The sequence below is a fragment of the Clavibacter capsici genome (genome assembly GCF_001280205.1).
GTDB classification, from domain to species: Bacteria; Actinomycetota; Actinomycetes; order Actinomycetales; family Microbacteriaceae; genus Clavibacter; species Clavibacter capsici.
This window is the reverse complement of sequence record NZ_CP012573.1, coordinates 668,230-687,700: the sequence shown is the minus strand read 5'-3', so window position 1 is coordinate 687,700 and position 19,471 is coordinate 668,230. Positions and strand designations below refer to the sequence as shown.

Below are 19,471 nucleotides of genomic sequence, written 5' to 3'. Positions count from 1 at the left end.
CCCGCCGCATCCGACGCACGAGGGAGCTCCACCATGGGACAGCTGATCTACGACACCGCGACGCACATCGACATCGACGACCGGCCGCTCGCGCACCTGCAGGTGGTGATCTTCACCAAGCTCCGGCGCAAGGAGAGCTTCCCCTTCTCCTGGGTCGAGGACCGCGCCGATGGCAGCGGCCGCAGCTCCGTCTGGCTCGCCCCCGAGCTGCCGCTCCGCTTCCGGTTCTCCGGCAACCGGAAGCCCGCCCTGAACCCGCGGTGGGTGGAGCTGCTGGTCGCCACGGCGAACACGTCCGCCGGCCTGCACCTCGTCCACGAGCCCGCGTCCGAGGGGTTCGCCGTCGCGGGCGGAGCCCGGTCGTGAGCGTCCCGGCGCGCACGCCCTCGGCGCCGTCGCGGCGCGACGCCTCCGCGCTCGGCAGACGCGCCCTCGTCGCCCTGCACGAGCGGCTGCTCGAGCCGCTCGGCGTGACCTACTGCGGGGCCGAGCCCACCTCCCGCGCCTCGTCGAGATCGCGGACGAGGTGCGCGAGCGGAGCGGCACGACGCCGGAGGATCGCGCGCTCCTCCGGCGGCTGATCGCCCGGACGGCCTAGCGGCGCGCGGCGGTGGACCGCACGAGGGAGCTCGTGTCGCGGCCCTCCACGACCTCGGCCGAGACGACGGCGAGCGTGACGCGGCGCTCGCGCGCGTGGCTCCGGAGCATCTGGAACGCCTCGTCCATGTCGACGCCGCGCAGCTGCGCGATGATGCCCTTCGCCTGCTCGATGACCACGCGGCTGTCCAGGGCCCGGTGGAGCTGGTCGCGCACCATGTTGCTGTCGCGGATGCTGCGCTCCTGCAGCACGCTGATGGTCGCCACGTCCGCCAGGGCCTGCGCGGCGATGGCGTCCGCCTCGTTGAGCGCGCCCTCGTGGTTGCGGAAGAGGTTGAGCGAGCCGAGCATCTGCCCGCGGAGCCGCAGCGGGATCGCGTGCACGGAGACGTACCCCTCGCCGGCGGCGGCCTCCGCGAACGCCGGCCACCTGTCGGCGATCTCGGCGGTGTCCGCCACGGACACGACGCGGCCGGTCGTGACGGCCTCGACGCACGGCCCCTCACCGGCGCGCAGCTGCATGAGCCCGACGAAGCGGCTCCTCTCGCTCGTGGAGACCACCACCTCGAGGTGCTCGGCGTCCGGCCCCAGGATGATCCCGGACGCCGCGGCGTCGAAGAGGTCGGTGGCCTGGTCGACGAGCGTCTGGAGCAGGTCGATCATGTCGTAGTCGGTGACCATGGAGTCCGCGAGCGTGACGAAGGCACGCACGAGGAGCTCCTCTCGGGTGTTCGTCATGGGTGTTCCTCGGTCCTCTGGTCCGGGCGGACGGTGGTCAGCGGGCGGGTGTGAAGTCGAGTCGCCGCTCGACGACGTCGTTCGCGACGTCGCGGACGGGCCTGTTCGTGGCGAACGCGTGTCCGCGCAGGACCAGCAGGGCATCCGCGGCGGAGAGTCCCATCTGCGCGATGACCATCCCCGTCGCCTGGTGCAGCTCCCGGCGGGAGTACTGCCCGTCCCACGCCCCAGCATCCTCCCCCGACTCCGTGAGGGACAGGAGCGCGCGGCGGAGGACCTGGCGGGCGAGGACCCGGGAGAGGTTCGTCGCGTCGTCGATCTGCTGGGTCGAGAGGTGGCGGGGCGTGTCCGAGTAGAGGTCGACGGCGCCGATGTCGACGCTGGCCACGACGAGGGGGAACGCGAAGACCGCGCCCAGCCCGGACTCGTGCATGGCCTGGCGGGCGAGCGGCCACGACGTGCTCGCGGACCCCTGGACGTCGGGTTCGAGCACGGGCCGGCGCGACGCGAGCGCCTCCCAGCAGGGGCCCTCGCCGAGGTCGAGCTGCAGCTCGTCGAGGCGCGCGGCGCCGGGATCCGAGGCGCCGATGGTCTCCGAGCCGAGCGGCGGGCCGAGGGTGGACACCGCGGCGCCGGTCATCCCGAGGGCCCGCACGAACGGGGAGCACAGGTCGGCGTCCTTCGCGGTCGCCTCCTGGAGGGCGTGCAGCGCGTCGAGGTAGCGGCGGCGCTCGGGCATGGGCGGGCTGGATCCGATGGCTGATGGTGGGGGCATGGGGGTGCATCCTCTGGCGTCCGTCGACGGGGAACGGAAGCGCGAGGTCCAGGTGCCGCCCGTGTGCTGACGACCGTACACCGGGCCGGAGCGGACCCGACCCCATCGCGCGCGGCGCCCGGATGTGCTACGGGAGGCGCGTCGGGCCGGCGCGATGCCCGGGATCACCGCGATCGGAGGAGGGCGAGATCCCGCTCGGGATCCGTCCGCGAGATCCGTCGGATCTGCCGCTGGCGCGTTCCAGCTCCATGTAATACGTTCATCTCGAACAACAGCACAGCTCCACTGCCCAGTCCCCGCAGCGCACGGCCAGCCGACGACCACGAGTCGCCGGCCAGCCTGTCCCGGGTTCCGACACGGCCCCGGGAGAAGATGCCGCATCGATCGACGCCATGCCATCGCGTGCCGTCCGCCGGTGCGGCCGCCTCGGAAGACGGACCGCATGCGCACGACGAACGCCTCGCCCCGCCACCCGGCATCCACGGATGCCCGGACCGCGTCGACGGGACCCGCCCCGCGTGCACGTCATCGACATGCGGAGCGGTGCTGATGCCCCAGATCTCCCGTGCGGCTGACCCGAAGCGGCCCGCGTGGAGCGGGACCCGGCGCGCGATGACCGCCATCCCCCGTGCGCGCGCCGGGTTCCCATCGAACGACCCCGTCGCCGTCCGGCAGACGGGCCCCGCCCTCCGATGCGCCTCCAGTCAGGGGATGCCATGCCCGCAGGTCACGAGCCCTCCCTCGGCCGACGGTCGCTGACGCGGCTCGACGTCGAGCTCATCGTCGCCGTCGCCTGGAACGAGGAGGGCGCCCGACGCGGGCTGCTGCCGCTCGCCTGGGGCATCGGCGAGGGCGACTACCTGCACTTCACGGGCAGCGCCGACGGGTACGCCGCCGAGTGCCGTCGCGAGATCGTGGAGGCGTGGATCGCCGACATCGGCCTGGCGGACGGCGTCGACCTCCTCACCGACCCGCTGCGGCGACGCGGATCGGACGTGGTCTGGTCGGGCGACGTCGGCGGCATCGGCGTCGAGTTCCACTACCCGGCCGCGTCGCAGCCCTGACGCGGCGCGGCCGGTGGTGCCGGGACGCCTAGATCGGCGCCGGGCCCAGGTCGTCCATCAGCTGCTTGATCGCCACGTACGCCTTGTTCCGATACGCGACGAGCGCCTCGGTGCGCTCGGCGGGCACGTCGAGGTAGCCGGATCCGGTCTTCGTGCCGTACTCGCCCGCGTCCACGTGCGCCTGGAGCGAGGCCGGGGTGGCGAAGCGCTCGGGCCAGCGGGTCTGCAGCGACGCGTAGCAGAAGGCGTAGACGTCGAGGCCGGCCATGTCGGCGATCGCGAACGGGCCGAACACCGGCAGGCGGAAGCCGAAGGTCGTGCGGACGATCGTGTCGATGTCCTCGGGGGTCGCGATGCCCTCCTCCACGATCTGGGTCGCCTCGTGGAAGAGCGCGTACTGGAGGCGGTTGAGCACGAAGCCCGTGGAGTCCGTCACGCGCGCGGTCTCCTTGCCGGTGGCCGCGACGATCCCCTCGACCATGGCGATGGCCGACTCCGCCGTGCCCGCGTGCGGGATCAGCTCGACGCCCGGGATGAAGGGCGCCGGGTTCGAGAAGTGCACGCCGAGGAACCGCTCCGGGTTCGTGACGGCCTCGGCGAGCGAGGAGATGAGGATCGTCGAGGTGTTGGATCCGATGACCGCGTCGGGGCGCGCCGCCGCCGAGATCCGCCGCAGCGTCGCGTGCTTGATCTCGAGCTTCTCCGGCACCGCCTCCTCGATGAGGTCGGCGCCCTCGACGGCCTCCTCGATGGACGCGGCGGGCGTCACCGCCGCGCGGATCCGCTCCACGGCGTCGGCGGGGAACAGCCCGTCGGCGACGAACCGCTCCGCCTCGGCGATGAGGCGCGCGTGGTTCGCGACGGCGATCTCCTCCGAGATGTCGGCGATGCGCACCTGCGCGCCCGCGAGGGCGAGCACCTGCGCGATGCCCCCGCCCATGTAGCCGGATCCGACGATGGCGATGCTGCGTGCGGTGCTGTGCTGGTCGGTCATGGTGCCTCTCCCTCTGCGTCGCGCGTCTGCGGAAGCAGCGTGCGGATGTAGTCGCGGTTCTCCGCGCAGACGCCGAGGCTGTCGCCGCCGTACTGCTCGGTGAGGATGATCCCGTCGAAGCCGAGCTCGACCGCGTCGCGGATCACCTGCCGGTAGTCGATGAGGCCGGCCCGCATGGTCGTGGGCACGCTGGTCGCCCAGCTGCCGTCGGCGGCCTCGTCGCGCATGTAGTTCTTCACGTGCCAGTAGTTGGCGTACGGCAGCGTCCTCGCGTACAGCTCGCGCCAGCTCTCGACCGGGCGGTGCAGGCGGATGAGGTTCGCGACGTCCGGGTTGAGGCCGACGTTGTCGAGGCCGATCTCCTCCACGAGCCGCACGGCGCTGTCGGCCGTGCCGAGGTAGGTGTCCTCGTACATCTCGAGCGCCATGCGCAGGCCCAGCTGCGCCGCGTGCCGGCCGAGCTCGCGGAGGCGCGTGACGGCGGCGTCCCACACCTCGGGATCGTCGGGGTCCTTCGGACCCTCGGCCGTCCAGAACCACAGCGCCTTCCGCTGCGCGTCGCTGAACGGCTGGTGCAGGCCCGTCGAGAAGACCTCCATGCCCATCTCCGCGATCGCATCGATGGTGCGGTGGGCGTAGGCGAGGTTCTGCTCCTCGTGGCCCGGCATGATCACGCTCTGCCGCTGCAGGTGGACCGACGGGATGCCGACGCCGTGGTCGCGGGCGATGGCGACGAGCTCGTCGCGGCGGGAGGGCTCGAGGTCGGCGGGGCGGACGTGGCTGTCGGCGAGCTCGGCGAGGGTGAAGCCCTCGCGGGCGATGTCGGCGAACATGCGGTCCCAGACGGCGGCGTCCGCGTCGTGGAGGGCGGTGCCGTCGCGGCCGACGGTGGAGAAGGAGTGCAGGCAGGTGGCGATGGGCCAGTCCGCGGCCGTGAACGCCGGGGCGGGGTGGGTCGCGGGTGTCTCCGGCATGCTGCTCCATCGCGGTCGTCGGGTCCCGGATGCCCGGGATCCAGATCCTATAGGAAATAGCATCCGGGCGGCCAGGGCGGCAGCGACTCGGTCCTCCTGCTCGCCGAGAACGGAGCACCATCACCATGCCATCCACCACGCCCTCGACCCGATCCCCGCGTCGCCTCCGTCGCGCGGGGACCATCGCCGCCGCCGCCACCATCGCGCTCTCCGCCACCTTGGGCCTCGGCATCGCGCCGGCGTCCGCTGCCCCGGCAGCCGCGGTGCCCGCGTCCACCCCCGTCGACGCCTCCTAGATCACCATCCCGGGAGCCAAGCCCGGACCGGCGCCCAAGTGGCCCGGCCCGCTGTTCCGGTTCGTGTTCCAGACGCACTGGATCCCGGTCGCCCACGGAGGGCAGAACATCCGGTCCTTCCGCGTCCAGGGCTACTCGGTCAGGCCGGGTGGGCTGGCCTACAACGACGTCGACGAGTGCGTCTCGTACTCCGGCTACAACGACAGGATCGACGACGTCCGCTACGCGGGCGTCGTCCTGCCGCAGATCTACGACACCACCGTCACCAGCTTCTCCGGCCCCCACTGCACCGGCTACGACTACGGCAGGGTCGGCGGACGCGGTCCGATCGACAGGGCGACCCTCGACTGGACGCTCTTCACGCACCACGCGCCGGCTCCTCGCCGGTTCTGAGCTCGTCCGCGCAGGTCACGTCCGCGAACCGCGTGACGTGCCCGCGGTCATCCGGGGCCGGCGGCGATCACGTCGCCGGCCCCGCGTCATCCGAGCAGCGGCCGCTGCGCCCTCTTCCGCTCCACGTACTCCGCGTGCGCGGCCTGCGTCGACGGCATCTCGGAGACGCCGGGGACGGGCACGTCCCACCAGCCCTCGCCGTCGGGTCCGTAGACGAGCGGGTCGGACTCGACGTGGATCACGGTGGTGCGGTCGGACGCCTTCGCGCGCCGCACGGCCTCGCCGAGCGCCGTCGTCGCGTCGGGGCCGGGCGCGACCTCGATCACGTCGACGCCGTAGCTCCGCGCGTTCGCCGCGAGGTCGACGGGCAGCGGCTCGCGGCCCTCGAAGTTGCGCGTCGCCGGGTCGAGCGCGCGGTAGCGCGTGCCGAAGCGCTCGGTGCCGACCGTCTCGGAGAGGTGGCCGATGGACGCGTAGCCGTGGTTCTGGATCACGACGACGATGACCTTGATCCCCTCGGCGACCGCCGTCACGAGCTCCGTGTGCAGCATGAGGTAGGAGCCGTCGCCGACCATGACGATCACGTCGCGGTCGTCGCCGTACGCCTCCGCGCCGCGCTTGACCCCGAGGCCGCCGGGGATCTCGTAGCCCATGCACGAGAACGCGTACTCGACGTGGTAGCCGAGCGGATCGCGCACGCGCCAGAGCTTGTGGAGGTCGCCGGGCAGGGATCCCGCCGCCTGCACGACGACGTCGCGCGGGTCGCTCGCCGCCTGGACCGCGCCGATGATCTCGGGCTGCCCGGGCAGCGCGCCGCCCGTGGGGGCGAGCGCGCGGTCGACGGCGGCGTCCCACTCGCGCTTCTCGCGGGCGATGCGGTCGGCGTAGGCGGCGTCTACGTGCGTGCCGGCCAGCGCCTCGATCAGCGCCTCCAGGGTCTCGCGGGCGTCGGCGACCACGGGCAGCTGCGTGCCGTGCTTGTACGCGTCGAACGCGGCGACGTTGACGTTCACGAAGGTCACGTCGGGGCGCTGGAACGCCGTGCGGCTCGCGGTCGTGAAGTCGGAGTAGCGCGTGCCGATGCCGATCACGACGTCGGCCTCGGCGGCGAGGCGGTTCGCGGCGGTGGATCCGGTGGCGCCGATGCCGCCCAGGTACTGGGGGTGGTCCCAGGCGAGGGATCCACCGCCGGCCTGCGTGGTGCCGACCGGGATGCCGGTGGCCTCGGCGAAGCACAGCAGCGCCTCCTCGGCCGCGGAGTAGATGACACCGCCGCCCGCGACGATGAGCGGCGTGCGCGCGTCGCGGATCGCCTGCACGGCGCGGGCGAGCGGCCCGCGCTCCGGGAGCGGCCGGCGCAGGTGCCACTCGCGCGGCGCCAGGAACGCGAGCGGCACGTCGAGCGCCTCCGCCTGCACGTCCTCGGGCAGCGCGATGGTCACGGCGCCGGTCTCGGCCGGGTCGGTGAGCACGCGCATGGCCGCGAGCGCGATCGAGTACAGCTGCTCGGGCCGCTGCACGCGGTCGAAGAAGCGCGAGAGCGGGCGGAACGCGTCGTTCACGCTGATGCCCGTGTCGTGCGGGTGCTCGAGCTGCTGCAGCACCGGATCCGCGACCCGCGTCGCGAAGGTGTCGCTCGGCAGGAGCAGCGCCGGCAGCCGGTTGGCCGTCGCGAGGGCGGCGCCCGTGAGCATGTTGGCGGCGCCCGGCCCCACCGAGGCGGCGCTCGCGTAGGTGGCGAGGCGGCGGTGCATGCGCGCGAAGCCGACGGACTGGTGCACCATGGCCTGCTCGTTGCGGGCCTGGTGGTACGGCATGAGGTCGGGATCCTCGGCGTTCGCCTGCATGAGCGCCTGGCCGATGCCGGCCACGTTGCCGTGGCCGAAGATCCCGAAGACGCCGGGGATGGTGCGCTCGCGGTGGTCGCCGTCGACCGTCCACTGGTTCGCGAGGAACGCGACGAGCGCCTGACTGACGGTCATGCGGGTGGTGGGCTCGGTCATCGGGTCGGTGACTCCTGGTCGGACGCGGGAGCGGCGGGCGTCGCGTCGGCGGTGAACGGCAGGCGAGGGTCGATCGCCTGCCCGGCCCACGTGCCGCGGATCCAGCCGTGCGCGGGGTGGTCGCTGATGAGCCAGGCGCGGTCGGCGCCCGGGCCCGCCATCACGTTGAGGTAGTAGAGGTCGTAGCCGGGCGCCGCGACCGCGGGCCCGTGGTAGCCGTACGGCACGAGCGCGACGTCGCCCGTGCGCACGACGGCGTCGATGGCGATCTCGCCCGCGGGCGACGACGAGGTGTGGAAGAGGCCGAACGGATCCGCGTCGGCGGGCGCCTCGAGGCCGCGCCCCACGGCGGTCTCGAAGTAGTAGACCTCCTCGAGCTCCGACTCCTCCCCCGGCCTCTCCTCGTCGTGCTTGTGCGCGGGGTAGCTCGACCAGTTCTCGGCGGGCGTGAGCACCTCGCAGACGATGAGGCGCTCGGCGTCGAGCGACCCGGGGGTTCCGGGCGTTGCGAAGTTGTGCACCTGGCGGCTCGACCGGCCGGCACCCCGGAGCTCCACCGACACGTCCTCGCGGGCGATCCGGCGGCTCGGCACGTGCCGGGTGGCGGGCGACTCGGCGACGGCCACGCGGCCGGATCCGGTGAGCACCGCGCTCGACGCGCACGACAGGTAGAGGACGTCCGTCGGCCCCGCGAAGACCGACGCGCGGCCGTCGAGGTCGGTGACGCGCTCCTCGCCGTCGCCCTCGCGGTGCCGCACGGCGAAGGATCCCGCGAGCGGCACGACCATGCGCTCGACGCCCGCGGCGGGCAGGTCGAGCGCGTCGCCTGCGGCGAGCACCGCGACCCGGAGGCCCGTGTGCTCCCAGCCGGGCAGCGACCCGTCGACCACGGTCTCCCAGCCGTCGCGGCCGAGGGTCCCGCGGGGGTGCAGCCATTCGTTCGTCGTCATGCGCGTCTCCGTCGTCGTCGTCGGCTGCCCCGCCGGGCGGGATGGTCAGTTCTGGGGGAACCCGAGGTCGACGCCGCCGTGCGACGGGTCGAGCCACCGGCTGGTGATCGCCTTCTGCTGGGTGAAGAAGCGCACGCCCTCGGCGCCGTGGGCCTTGGTGTCGCCGAAGAGGCTGGAGCGCCAGCCGCCGAACGAGAACGTGGCGACGGGCACGGGGATGGGGACGTTGATCCCGATCATGCCGACCTGCACCTCGTTCTGGAAGCGGCGCGCGGCCCCGCCGTCGTTCGTGAAGATCGCCGTGCCGTTGCCGAACGCGCCCGCGTTGATGAGCGCGACGCCCTCCTCGTAGGTGCGCACCCGGACGACGCCGAGCACGGGCCCGAAGATCTCCTCCGTGTACGCGCGCGACGACGTGGGCAGCTCGTCGATGAGGGTCGGGCCGAGCCAGAAGCCGTCCCGCTCGCCGTCGACCTCGATGCCGCGGCCGTCGACGACGACGCGCGCGCCGTCCTCCTCCGCGATGGCGATGTAGGAGGCGACCTTGTCGCGGTGCGCCTCGGTGACGAGCGGGCCCATGTCGCAGCCGCGGCGGCCGTCGCCGACCCGCAGGGACGCCATGCGCGCCGTGATCCGCTCGATGAGCGCGTCCGCGACGGGCTCGACCGCGACGACCACCGAGATCGCCATGCAGCGCTCGCCCGCCGAGCCGAAGCCCGCGTTCACGGCCGAGTCGGCGACGAGGTCGAGGTCGGCGTCGGGCAGCACGAGCATGTGGTTCTTGGCGCCGCCGAGGGCCTGCACGCGCTTGCCGTGCCGGGTGCCCGTCTCGTAGACGTACTGGGCGATGGGCGTGGACCCGACGAACGAGATCGCCCGCACGTCCGGGTGCGTGAGCAGGCCGTCGACCGCCTCCTTGTCGCCGTTGAGCACCGTGAAGACGCCGTCCGGGAGGCCGGCGCGCTTCCACAGCTCGGCGATCCAGATGGCCGCGCTCGGGTCCTTCTCGCTGGGCTTCAGCACCACCGCGCTGCCGGCCGCGATCGCGATGGGGAAGAACCACATGGGCACCATCGCGGGGAAGTTGAACGGCGAGATGATCCCGACCACGCCGAGCGGCTGCTTGGTCGAGTACACGTCGACGCCCGTGGACACCTGCTCCGAGTACTCGCCCTTGAGGTGGTGCGCGAGGCCGGTCGCGAACTCCACGACCTCCTGCCCGCGCGTGATCTCGCCGAGCGCGTCGCTCACGACCTTGCCGTGCTCCGACGTGATGATCTCCGCGAGCTCCCCCTTCTCCGCCTCGAGCAGCTCGCGGAAGCGGAAGAGGATCGCCTGCCGCTTGGCGAGCGACAGGTCGCGCCAGGCGGGGAACGCGGCGTTCGCCGACGCGACGGCGCGCTCGATCTCGTCGGCCCCCGCGAGCGCGACCTCCTTGGTGACGACGCCGCGGGCCGGGTCGTAGACGGGCGCGGTGCGCCCGGAGGTGGAGGGCGAACGGGCGCCGTCGATCCAGTGCGGGACGACGGGGAGCGGAGCGGTGTCGGTCATGGTGTCCTCAGGCGGTGGCGGGTGGTGGACGGGTCGGGTCGGTCGTCGGGGTCAGGGGCGGGCGCGGCCGTGCACGAGGTCGACGGCCTGGTCGACCGCGCGGGCGACGTCGCCGTCGGCGGGGTGGATCAGGGTGCGGCCGACGACGAGGCCGCGCACGCCCGGCAGGTCGAGGGCGTGCTCCCAGCCGGCCCAGGTGTCCGCGCTCGCGCCCTGCGGATCCCCGCCGAGCAGCAGCGTGGGCAGGGTGGTGCCGGCCATGACGCGGGCCATGTCGTCGACGACGGGCAGCTTCATCCACGTGCGGGCGGAGGACGAGCCGAGCCCCGATGCGACGGCGATCGAGGTGATGACGGCGTCGGGCGTGAGGTCGTTGACGATCCGGCCCTCCTGCCATGCGCTCATGAAGGGCTCGAGCATGATCGGCAGGCCGGCCCGCACGGCGTCGTCGACCGCGCGGGCGTTGGCCTCGAGGGTCGCGGCGGTGCCGGCGTCGGCGAGGTTGATCCGCACGAGCGTCTTCGCGAAGTCGAGGCCGTCGCGCACGATCCCCGCCACGTCGTAGGCGGTGAAGCGGTCGTCCATCTCGAAGGCGGCGCCGCGGAGGCCCCCGCGGTTCATGGATCCGACGACCACCTTGTCGTCGAGCAGGCCGAGGAGCGCGAGGTCGTCGACGATGTCGGGGGTGCCGAGCACGCCGTCGACGCCGTCGCGCGTGAGGGCGGTGGCGAGGCCCGCGAGCAGCTCGTAGCGGTCGGCGAGGGCCATCGGGTCGTCGCCGACGCCGAGGGCGCCGCGGGCGGGGTGGTCGGCGGCGACGATGAGCAGGCGGCCGTCGTCGCGGATCAGCGGGCGGCGGACGCGGCCGGCGAGCGCGCGGGCGACCGCGGCGGGATCCGTGGCGCGCAGGTCGCGGAGGGCCTGGAACGCGCCTGGCAGGTCGCCCGCGCGGAGCGCCTCGGCGGGCGCCCGGGACGCGTCGACCGCGGTCATCGGATCCCCTCGAGCACGGCCTCGACCTCGGCCGTGGTCGGCATGGCGGTCGAGCACTCGCGGCGGGACGCGACGATGGCGCCCGCGACGTTCGCGAAGCGCAGGATCCGCTCCAGCTCCCATCCGGCGAGCAGGCCGTGCACGAGCGCGCCGCCGAACCCGTCGCCCGCGCCGAGCCCGTTGACGACCTCGACCGGGTACGGCGGCACCTCCACGGTCTCGTCGCGCGTCTTCGCGAGCACGCCCTTCGGGCCCTGCTTCACGATGGCGAGCTCGACGCCGCGGTCGAGCAGCGCGTCGGCGGCCCGCAGCGGATCCGTCTCCCCCACCGCGATCTCGCACTCCTCGCGGTTGCCCACGGCGACCGTCACGTGCTCGAGCGCCCGGCCGACCTCGCGGGTCGCGTCCGCGGGCGACGACCAGAACATGGGCCGGTAGTCGAGGTCGAGCACCGTGAGCGGGCGGCGCGCGCGGGCGACCCACGCGGCGTGGTGCGCGGACCGGCTCGGCTCCTCGCTGAGGCCCGTGACCGTGGACCAGTGCACGCGCGCGTCCTGGATCGCCGTCGTGTCGAGCGCGTCCGCCTCGATGCAGAGGTCGGGCGCCTTCGGCCGGCGGTAGAAGTAGAGGGGGAAGTCGTCGGGCGGGAAGATCTCGCAGAAGGTGACGGGCGTCGGCAGGTCGTCGATCGGCGTCACGAACTCGGCGGAGACCCCGAGCCGCTCGAGCTCGCGCGTGACGTAGCGGCCGAAGGGGTCGTCCCCCACGCGCGAGACGAGGGCGGCGGACCTGCCGTGCCGGGCGGCCGCGACCGCCACGTTGGCCGCGCTCCCGCCGAGGTACTTGCCGAACGTCGCGACGTCCTCGAGGCCCACGCCGTCCTGGAGGGGGTAGAGGTCGACGCCGACGCGGCCGATGGTGATCACGTCGTGGATCGGGGTCGGGGCGGGACTCATGGGAGCGCTGCGTCCTCTCCGGGTCGGAGTGCGGTGGCGGGTGCTGATGCCCGTCCAACGTAGCGCATGTTCTGACATGTGCACATGGGTCCGCCCGTCGCCGACCGCGGGTCAGCGGAGCGGCAGGTGCATGACGTGCAGGCCGACGAGCCCGTCCTCGGCGTGGTCGAAGGCCTCGGGGACGGTGCCGATGATCCGGAAGCCGAGCGACTCCCACAGGTGCACGGCCGCGCGGTTCGTCTCCACGACGGCGTTGAACTGGATCGCCCGGTACCCCTCCGCGCGCGCCCACGCCAACACGAACTCGCCGAGCGCGCGGCCGACGCCGCGGCCGCCGTGGCCGGGATCCACGAGGAAGGACCCGGTGGCGACGTGCGCCCCGCGGCCCGGCCGGTTCGGGCCGGCCTTGGCGGATCCGAGCACCGTGCCGTCGTCGTCGACCGCCACGAAGGTGCGGGCGGGCGCCTCCGCCATCCAGTTCGGCCGCGCCTCCTCGAGCGACTGCCCGGCCGGGAGCGCGTAGGTGCGGCCGGCGTCGACGATCGCGCGATAGAAGGGGAAGATGCGGGGCCAGTCGGCGTCCGTGGCGGGGCGGATCTGCATGCGGTCGAGGGTATCCGGCTGCACCGCGAGCTCAGACGCGCGGCTCGTCCGCCAGCCGCTGGAACAGCACGTGGTCCTGCCACTCCCCCGCGATGCGCAGGTAGCGCGGCGCGAGGCCGTAGCGCGTGAAGCCGCATCGGGCGAGCACGCGCTGCGACGCGTCGTTGTGCAGGAGCGTCCCGGCCTCGACCCGATGCAGCCCCAGGTCGTCGAACGCGTGGGCGACGGCGGCGCGCGCAGCCTCGGTCGCGAGGCCGCGGCCGGTGCGATCCGCCGCGAGCCAGTACCCCATCGCGCACGACTCGAACGCGCCGCGGACGATGCCGTTCAGGTTGACGCGGCCGGCCACGGATCCGTCGTCGTCGAGGATCGCGAACGGCACGCCCTGCCCGCGCGCGTGCTGCGCGAGCGCCGCCTCGACGTCGGCGCGCTGGCCGGCGGGGGTGTCGTGATCCGGCTGCCGGATCGGCTCCCACGGCGCGAGGAAGGCGCGGCTGCGGAGGCGCAGCGCGGACAGGGCGGGGGCGTCGTCGGGCGTCAGCAGGCGGATCCGGTCGGGCACGGCATCGAGGATGCCAGACCACCGAGCCGCCCCACCGACGACGACGGCCGCTCCACCCGGCTGAGGGGTGGGACGGCCGTCGTGGTCGTGCGTGAGCGCTAGGCGCGCGCGAGGTCCGCGATGACGCGGTCCCCGGCGGCGGCCATGACCGTCGTGGCCGTGATCTCGGCGCGACCCAGGAGGTCGTCCATGCGACGGCGGCGGGCCTTCGTGATCAGCGTCACGACGGTGCCCTGCTTGCCCGCGCGGCCCGTGCGGCCGGCGCGGTGGAGGTAGCTCTTGTACTCGTCCGGCGCGTCGGCCTGGATGACCAGCCCGATGTCGTCCACGTGGATGCCGCGGGCGGCCACGTCGGTCGCCACGAGCACGCGGACCTTGCCGCTCGTGAGGAGCTGCAGGTTGCGCGTGCGGCGCGCCTGGTTGAGGTCGCCGTGGAGCGACGTGGCCGGGATGCCGGCGTCCTCGAGCTGGTCGGCGAGCTGCTCGGCGAACGCGCGGGTGCGGGCGAAGATCAGCGTCTTGCCCTCGCCCGAGCTGAGCTGCTCGATGATCGCGGCCTTGTCGCGCTGCTCGATGAGGAGCACGCGGTGGTCGATGGTCGACGACGCCTGGTCCTCGCCCGCGACCTCGTGGACGCTGGGCGACGGCAGGAACTCGTTGACGAGCGTCGCGACGCCCTTGTCGAGCGTGGCCGAGAAGAGCAGGCGCTGGCCGTCGGGCTTCACCTGGCGGAGGATCCGCTGGACGGGCTCGAGGAATCCGAGGTCGCACATGTGGTCGGCCTCGTCGAGGACCGTGACGACGATCTCCGAGAGGTCGAGGCGGCCCTGGTCGATGAGGTCCTCGAGGCGGCCGGGGGTCGCGATGAGGATGTCGACGCCGCGCTGCAGCGCACCCACCTGCTTGAACTGCGGCACGCCGCCGAAGATGGTGGTGGTGAACAGACCCACCGAGCGGGCGATGGGCTGCACCGTGCGGTCGATCTGCATGGCGAGCTCGCGCGTCGGGGCGAGGATCAGCGCGCGGGGCTTGCGGCCCATCTTGCGGTTCTTCGCGCCGTCGTTCTCGAGCAGGCGCTCCACGAGGGGCGCGCCGAACGCGATGGTCTTGCCGGATCCGGTGCGGCCGCGGCCGAGCACGTCGCGACCCGCGAGCACGTCGGGGATCGTGGCGGCCTGGATCGGGAACGGGCTCGCCGCGCCCAGCTCCTCGAGCACGCGGACGATGTTCTGGCCGAGGCCGAGGGCGGCGAAGGTCACGCCGTCGACGTCCTTGGCCGTGGTGGCCTGGGCCTCGAGGCGCTCGAGCACGACGTCCTCGGCGGGAGCGTGGCGCGGGGCGCCCTCCTTGCTCGGGTAGAAGTCGCTGTCGCGCTTGGGGCGGGCGTCGTCGTAGGACGGGCGCTCGCTGCGCTGGGGGCGGTCGCCGTAGGAGGGACGCTCGGACCGCTGCGGGCGGTCGCCGTAGGAGGGACGCTCCGTGCGGGCCGGGCGGTCGCCGTACGCGGGACGCTCGGCGCGGGCCGGGCGGTCGTCGTACGACGGGCGCTCGGCGCGGTCGCCGTACGACGGACGCTCCGAGCGGGCCGGGCGCGAGTCGTTGTAGGACGGACGCTCGCTGCGCTGGGCGCGGTCGTTGTACGCAGGACGCTCCGAGCGGCTGTTGCGGTCGTTGTACGAGGGGCGCTCGTTCCGGTCGCTGTACGACGGACGCTCCGACCGCTGCGGCCGGTCGTTCCCGTACGAGGGACGCTCGTTGCGCGGCGCGCGGTCGTTGTAGGACGGACGCTCGTTGCGCGGCGCGCGGTCGTTGTAGGAGGGACGCTCGGACCGCTCGCCACCACGGGCCGGACGGTCGTTGCCGTACGAGGGACGCTCGGAGCGCTGTCCGCGCTCGGCGCCGTAGGAGGGACGCTCGCCGCGCTGGCCGCGGTCGTACGCGCCGCCACCGTAGGAGGGACGCTCGCCGCGCTGCGGGCGGGCGTCGCCGCGCTCGGGGCGCTGGCCGGCGCGGTTGGGGCGGTCGCCGTACGCGGGACGCTCGCCGCGACCGGCGGGGCGCTCGGCGCGGGGCTCCCAGTTGGGGCGGTCGCCGCCGCGCGCGGGACGGCTGGCGCCGCCGCGCTGGGGGCGGTCGTCCTGGCCGGAGCGCTGGGCGCGCTCGTCGGCGTTCCAGCGCTGCTTCTTGGGCGCGGGATCGGAGTTGTAGCCGCGGTGGTTCGGGCTGCGGGATCCCGCCGGAGCGCGCTTGGCGCCGCGCGGGGAGTCGTTGTTGTAGGGCATGAGGGAGTCCTCGTTCTGCTCGGATGCATGACAATGCGCATGTGCGAAGCAGCGCGCTACAGGATCAGGGTGCGCAGAGCTGCTCTCAACCCGGGCAGTCGTCGACCGGGGGCCGTGTCATCGCGTGACGTACCCCTCTGCGGAACGAGAGGGGGAAACCGGCCCACCTGACTGACAAATCCATCCGCCCGGATGGATGGTCCGGTAGCGGTGTCAAGAGCCGACTGGAGAACACTACCGCATCGCCCCTCCCCGCACCAGGGCGCGGCTCCGCCCGGGCGCGCCACGCATCGCGCTGCGGGCGCCCGGGGCGGGGCCTAGCCGGGGATCAGCCCGCGGCTCGCTCCCCCGACGCCTCCGCGGATCCCGCGACCGGCAGCCCGCGCTCGGCCCGCCGCCGCTCGCCGCGCGCCCGGATCCGCAGGCCCGCCCGCTCCACGAGCGAGTACAGCGACGGCAGCACCAGCAGCGTCAGCACGGTCGACGACAGCAGACCGCCGATCACGACGATCGCGAGCGGCTGCGAGATGAACCCGCCGTGCCCGGTGAGCCCGATCGCGAGCGGCAGCAGCGCGAAGATGGTCGCCAGCGCCGTCATGAGGATGGGCCGGAGCCGGCGCCCGGCGCCCTGGAGGATCGCCTCGCGGAGCTCCATCCCGCGCGTCCGGTACTGGTTCACGAGGTCGATGAGCACGATGGCGTTCGTCACCACGATGCCCACCAGCATCAGCAGGCCGATGATCGACGCGACGCCGAGCGGCACGCCCGTCACCACCTGCAGCAGCACCGCGCCGGTCGCCGCGAACGGCACCGAGACGAGGAGCACGAGCGGCTGCACGAGGCTCCGGAACGTCGCGACCATGATGATGTAGACGATCAGGATCGCCGCCAGCACCGCCAGCCCGAGCTGCCCGAACGCGTCCGACTGCTGCGAGGCCACGCCGCCGAGCGACGCCTGCGCGCCGGCCGGGAGCTGCACGTCGGCGACGGCCCGGGACACCTCGGACGAGGCGAAGCCCACGTCGTCGCTGCCGGGCGTCGCGCTCACGGTCGCGCTGCGGAAGCCGCCCGTGGTCGTCACGGTCGCGGGGCCGTCGGCCACCTCGACCGTCGCCAGGTCGCTGAGTGGCACGAGGCCGCGCGCCGTGGGGATCCGGAAGTCGCGCAGCCCCTGGAGGCTCTGCGCGGCGTCCGGGTCCTGGATGTAGATGGACAGCGTCTTCTCGTCGATCACGACCTGCCCGACCGCGGCCGGCAGCCGGCTCGCGGTCACGATGCCGCCCACGGCCTGCTCGCTGAGCCCGGCCGCCGCGGCCTTGGCGCGGTCGACGGTCACCGCGATGTAGGGCTGCGTCTCCGACAGGTTGCTCGTGGCCTGCTCGATGGACGGGATGTCCTTCACGGCGGCGAGGATCGCGTCGGCGGAGGCCTTGAGGTCGTCGGAGTCGTTCGCGGTGATCTGCACCTCGATGTCGCTGGAGGAGAACCCGCCCGAGGCCGCCGCGAGCGACACGTCGCCGACGTCGGTGAGGCCGTCGACGGCCGTCCGCACGCGCTCGCGGATCGCGTCCTGGTCGGCGTCGGAGTCGGTCGTGAGCGAGAACGTGATCCCGCCCCCGCCGCTGAACGCCGCCGTGGGCGACGTGCTGTCCGCGCCGATGGAGGTCTGCACGGTGTCCACGCCCTCGACGCCGATGAGCGCCTGCTCGACCTTCGTGGCCGCGGTGTCCTGCGCCTCGAGGCTCGTGTCGCTCGGCAGCTCCTGCGAGACGGTGAGCGTGTTCTGCCCGCTGTCGCCGAGGAAGTTGGTCTTCATGCTCGGGATGAGCGCGACGGTGCCGCCGAGCACGAGGATCGCGAGCACCAGCGTCACCGCGGAGTGCTTGAGCGTCCACGCGAGGATCGGCAGGTAGCCGCGCTGGAGGCGCGTGGGCCGGTCCGTCCCCTCGCCGTCGCCGTGCGCCGCGTGCGATCCGTGCGCGCGTCGGCCGGAGCGCTCGCGGTCGTCGGCGGATCCGCGGACGGCGGCGTGCGCGCCCGTGCGGACGGTCCCCGCCGCGGCCGCCGCCTTACGGCGCGCCCGGCGCGACTCCCCCTCGGGCCGCAGGAACCAGTACGCGAGCACCGGGACGATCGTCAGCGAGACGAACAGCGACGCGGCGAGCGCGATGGTCACGGTGAGCGCGAACGGCCGGAACAGCTCGCCCGTGATGTCGCCCACGAGCGCGATCGGCAGGAACACCGCGACGGTCGTGGCGGTCGACGCCGTCACGGCGCCCGCGACCTCGCGCACGGCCGCGCGGATCGCGTCGAGCCGGTCGGGCGTGAAGGACAGGTGCCGCTTGATGTTCTCGATCACCACGATCGAGTCGTCCACCACGCGCCCGACCGCGATGGTCAGCGCGCCGAGCGTGATGATGTTGAGCGTGTAGCCCGAGGCGAGCATGCCGATGAAGGTGATGAGCACCGAGGCCGGGATGGAGATCGCGGTCACGATCGTCGACCGGATCGACATGAGGAACACGAGGATCACGAGCACCGCGAACACGAGGCCGAGCAGGCCCTCGGTGGTGAGGCTCGAGATCGACTGCTCGATGAAGGGCGCCTGGTCGAAGACGACCGTGAACTCCGTGCCGTTCCCCAGGTCGTCCGCGAGCTGCGGCAGGAGCTCCGTCACGAGGTGGGACACGTCGACCGTGTTGCCCGCGGGCGTCTTGGTCACGGCGATGGTGAGCGAGGGCTGGCCGTCGACGCGCGAGATGCCGGTCGTGGGGTCCTGGCCGAGCTCCACGGTGGCGACGTCGCCGATCGTCAGCTCGCGCCCGCCGGCCGCGCCCAAGAGCGGCAGGGAGGAGAGGTCCTGGGTGGAGCCGAGGCGCGTGCCCGACTGCACCGACAGCGTGGTGCCGTCCTCCGTCACCGATCCCGCGGGCAGCAGCTTCCCGTTGGCGTCGAGCGCGTCGCGGATCGCCTGGTTCGTGAGGCCGGCGCCCTGCACCTTCGCGGGGTCCGGCGTGATGACCACGCGCTGCCCCACCGTGCCGAGCAGGCTCGCGTCGCGCACGCCCTCGAGCTTGCGGATGTCGCCGAGCGTCGAGCGCTCGAGCGCGGCCGTGAGGTCCTGCGGGCTGAGGTCGCTCGTGACGGCGATCTGGATCACCGGCAGGTCGTCGATGCTGCCCGCGATGACCACGGGGTCGATCCCGTCCGGCAGCGTCGTGCGGATCCGGTTGATGGCCTGGTCGATCTTCTGCTCGGCCGTCGCGAGGTCGGTGCCGTACGTGAACGACGCCGAGATGACGGAGGAGTCGGTGCGCGAGGTCGCGGTGGAGGACTCCAGGCCCGGCACCGCCTGGATCGCGCGCTCGATGGGCGTCGACACGTCGGAGTCGACGACGGCGGGCGACGCCCCCGGGTACGCGGTGACGACCGCGAGCTGCGGGAACGACACCGACGGGATGAGCTCCTGCTTGAGCGTCGTCAGCGCGATGCCGCCGAACACCCCGATGACGATCGTGATGAGCGCGATCAGCGCCCGGTTGCGGAGGCTGAAGACGGAGAGGAGATGCAGGGGGTGCTCCTTGTGCGATGCGGGCCGCGGGTGCGGCGGTCGCTCGGACCGCTGATCGCCCGCACCGGGAACCCGCCCCGTGGGGGAAGTATCGCACCTGGTCCCGGGAAATCCCCGCTCGCGGCGGGTTTTCGAACGGCTCGCCGTGCGCCCGGTCGGCGGCCCGCAG

General features: G+C 73.4%; 17 protein-coding genes and 1 pseudogene. 4 read left to right on the top strand and 14 right to left on the bottom strand.

Annotation, left to right across the window (positions count from 1 at the left end):
* The first annotated feature begins 33 nt into the window (after nt 1–33).
* Nucleotides 34–366, top strand: a complete 333-nt coding sequence (locus AES38_RS03440) for a DUF7882 family protein (protein ID WP_053773797.1) — start codon at nt 34–36, stop codon at nt 364–366.
* 228 nt (nt 367–594) lie between these two features.
* Here AES38_RS03440 and AES38_RS03430 read toward each other — a convergent pair whose 3' ends face one another.
* The 3 genes and pseudogenes from AES38_RS03430 to AES38_RS16530 all read right to left on the bottom strand — a co-directional run.
* Nucleotides 595–1,335: a GAF and ANTAR domain-containing protein gene (locus AES38_RS03430; protein ID WP_053773795.1), complete on the bottom strand. Its 741-nt coding sequence runs from the start codon at nt 1,333–1,335 to the stop codon at nt 595–597.
* Nucleotides 1,336–1,372: 37 nt separating this feature from the next.
* Nucleotides 1,373–1,531 (bottom strand): ANTAR domain-containing protein, encoded by a 159-nt coding sequence (locus tag AES38_RS16535; RefSeq protein WP_371259398.1) that lies wholly within the window; start codon nt 1,529–1,531, stop codon nt 1,373–1,375.
* 24 nt (nt 1,532–1,555) lie between these two features.
* A pseudogene (locus tag AES38_RS16530) lies at nt 1,556–1,975 on the bottom strand (GAF domain-containing protein); the annotation flags it as partial.
* Between the two features lie 851 nt (nt 1,976–2,826).
* Here AES38_RS16530 and AES38_RS03420 point away from each other — a divergent pair.
* The gene (locus AES38_RS03420) at nt 2,827–3,174 is read left to right on the top strand and encodes a hypothetical protein (RefSeq protein ID WP_053773793.1); all 348 of its coding nucleotides are present in this window, start codon (nt 2,827–2,829) and stop codon (nt 3,172–3,174) included.
* Nucleotides 3,175–3,202: 28 nt separating this feature from the next.
* Here AES38_RS03420 and AES38_RS03415 read toward each other — a convergent pair whose 3' ends face one another.
* Together AES38_RS03415 and AES38_RS03410 are read right to left on the bottom strand one after the other, a co-directional pair.
* Nucleotides 3,203–4,168: a 3-hydroxyacyl-CoA dehydrogenase family protein gene (locus AES38_RS03415; protein ID WP_053773792.1), complete on the bottom strand. Its 966-nt coding sequence runs from the start codon at nt 4,166–4,168 to the stop codon at nt 3,203–3,205.
* Complete coding sequence (locus AES38_RS03410) at nt 4,165–5,142, bottom strand: sugar phosphate isomerase/epimerase family protein (RefSeq protein WP_053773791.1); 978 nt, start codon at nt 5,140–5,142, stop codon at nt 4,165–4,167. The genes AES38_RS03415 and AES38_RS03410 overlap by 4 nt, the downstream gene beginning before the upstream one ends.
* A gap of 125 nt (nt 5,143–5,267) precedes the next feature.
* Between AES38_RS03410 and AES38_RS15795 the strand changes: the two genes are divergently transcribed.
* Both AES38_RS15795 and AES38_RS03405 read left to right on the top strand, forming a co-directional pair.
* A complete protein-coding gene (locus AES38_RS15795) occupies nt 5,268–5,438 on the top strand; it encodes a hypothetical protein (RefSeq protein WP_157883505.1) in 171 nt (56 codons plus the stop codon).
* A 63-nt stretch (nt 5,439–5,501) separates the two neighbouring features.
* The gene (locus AES38_RS03405) at nt 5,502–5,831 is read left to right on the top strand and encodes a hypothetical protein (protein WP_053773790.1); all 330 of its coding nucleotides are present in this window, start codon (nt 5,502–5,504) and stop codon (nt 5,829–5,831) included.
* Nucleotides 5,832–5,917: 86 nt separating this feature from the next.
* On the opposite strand, the gene iolD is transcribed toward AES38_RS03405, so the two are convergent.
* The 9 genes from iolD to AES38_RS03360 form a co-directional block, all read right to left on the bottom strand.
* The gene (gene iolD / locus AES38_RS03400; protein ID WP_053773789.1) at nt 5,918–7,834 is read right to left on the bottom strand and encodes a 3D-(3,5/4)-trihydroxycyclohexane-1,2-dione acylhydrolase (decyclizing); all 1,917 of its coding nucleotides are present in this window, start codon (nt 7,832–7,834) and stop codon (nt 5,918–5,920) included.
* Nucleotides 7,831–8,784, bottom strand: a complete 954-nt coding sequence (gene iolB, locus AES38_RS03395; protein WP_053773788.1) for a 5-deoxy-glucuronate isomerase — start codon at nt 8,782–8,784, stop codon at nt 7,831–7,833. Before iolB ends, iolD begins: the two co-directional genes overlap by 4 nt.
* 45 nt (nt 8,785–8,829) lie before the next feature.
* The gene (locus AES38_RS03390; RefSeq protein WP_053773787.1) at nt 8,830–10,335 is read right to left on the bottom strand and encodes a CoA-acylating methylmalonate-semialdehyde dehydrogenase; all 1,506 of its coding nucleotides are present in this window, start codon (nt 10,333–10,335) and stop codon (nt 8,830–8,832) included.
* Between the two features lie 51 nt (nt 10,336–10,386).
* Nucleotides 10,387–11,328 carry a class I fructose-bisphosphate aldolase gene (locus AES38_RS03385; protein ID WP_053773786.1) on the bottom strand — a complete coding sequence of 314 codons (942 nt, stop codon included), beginning with the start codon at nt 11,326–11,328 and terminating at the stop codon, nt 10,387–10,389.
* On the bottom strand, nt 11,325–12,284 hold the full coding sequence (iolC, locus tag AES38_RS03380; protein WP_053773785.1) for a 5-dehydro-2-deoxygluconokinase: 960 nt from the start codon (nt 12,282–12,284) through the stop codon (nt 11,325–11,327). Before iolC ends, AES38_RS03385 begins: the two co-directional genes overlap by 4 nt.
* Before the next feature lie 111 nt (nt 12,285–12,395).
* On the bottom strand, nt 12,396–12,887 hold the full coding sequence (locus tag AES38_RS03375) for a GNAT family N-acetyltransferase (protein WP_053775645.1): 492 nt from the start codon (nt 12,885–12,887) through the stop codon (nt 12,396–12,398).
* A 31-nt stretch (nt 12,888–12,918) separates the two neighbouring features.
* A complete protein-coding gene (locus tag AES38_RS03370; protein ID WP_244629223.1) occupies nt 12,919–13,449 on the bottom strand; it encodes a GNAT family N-acetyltransferase in 531 nt (176 codons plus the stop codon).
* Between the two features lie 98 nt (nt 13,450–13,547).
* Nucleotides 13,548–15,731: a DEAD/DEAH box helicase gene (locus tag AES38_RS03365; protein WP_053773784.1), complete on the bottom strand. Its 2,184-nt coding sequence runs from the start codon at nt 15,729–15,731 to the stop codon at nt 13,548–13,550.
* A gap of 328 nt (nt 15,732–16,059) precedes the next feature.
* The gene (locus AES38_RS03360; RefSeq protein ID WP_053775643.1) at nt 16,060–19,302 is read right to left on the bottom strand and encodes an efflux RND transporter permease subunit; all 3,243 of its coding nucleotides are present in this window, start codon (nt 19,300–19,302) and stop codon (nt 16,060–16,062) included.
* Between the last annotated feature and the right edge of the window lie 169 nt (nt 19,303–19,471).